The 1,081-nt window shown below is 71.5% G+C and carries 1 protein-coding gene; it reads left to right on the top strand.

Translation table 11 applies throughout. The features are described from left to right. Positions 1-1,081: amino acid adenylation domain-containing protein (locus ACZ6NC_RS41980; protein ID WP_465739156.1), on the top strand; the 1,081-nt coding region annotated here is incomplete at both ends.

Genomic DNA, 1,081 nt, shown 5'->3' with positions numbered 1-1,081 from the left:
TCGACCCCAACTACCCCACCGAGCGCATCACCTACATGCTCGGCGACGCCCGGCCCGCCCTGGTCATCACCAGGTCCGCCCAGGACACCCTGCCCCAGGACACCGTCCGGATCGTCCTCGACGACCCCGACACCCTCACCCGCCTCGCCGGACTCGACACCGCAAACCCCCGGCCCGGCCTGCAGCCGAACCACCCCGCCTACGTCATCTACACCTCCGGCTCCACCGGCCGGCCCAAGGGCGTCGTCGTCCCCCACCACGGCCTCGCCAGCCTCACCACCGGCCAGATCGACCGCTTCGCCGTCGAACCCACCAGCCGCGTCCTCCAGTTCGCCTCACCCAGCTTCGACGCCGCCGTCTCCGAACTCGGCATGACCCTCTGCAAGGGCGCCACCCTCGTCCTCGCCCCCGCCGAAGAACTCCTCCCCGGCCCCGCCCTCATCCACCTCACCACCCGACACGCCATCACCCACGTCACCCTCCCCCCCGCCGTCCTCGCCGTCCTCACCCCCACCGACCTCCCCACCATCACCACCCTCATCACCGCCGGCGAAGCACTCAGCGAAGACCTCGCCACCCGCTGGGCCCCCGGACGACGCCTCATCAACGCCTACGGACCCAGCGAAACCACCGTCTGCGCCACCACCACCACACCCCTCACCCCCACCACCGGCCAGACCCCCCACATCGGCACCCCCATCCCCAACACCCGCCTCTACGTCCTCGACACCCACCTCCAACCCGTCCCCACCGGCACCCCCGGCGAGCTCTACATCGCCGGCGCCGGCCTCGCCCGCGGCTACCTCGGACGCCCCGCCCTCACCGCCGAACGCTTCACCGCCAACCCCTACGGCCAGCCCGGCGAACGCATGTACCGCACCGGCGACCTCGTCACCTGGCGCCCCGACGGCACCCTCCACTACCTCGGCCGCACCGACCACCAGGTCAAAATCCGCGGCTTCCGCATCGAACTCGGCGAAATCGAAGCAGCCCTCACCACACACCCCGCCATCGCCCAAGCCACCGCCATCGCCCGCGAAGACACCCCCGGCGACAAGCGCCTCGTCGCCTACCTCGTCCC

The sequence above is a fragment of the Kitasatospora sp. NPDC041988 genome (genome assembly GCF_055588525.1).
The sequence above is the reverse complement of the archived record's forward strand: the minus strand, read 5'-3'. Positions and strand labels throughout refer to the sequence as shown.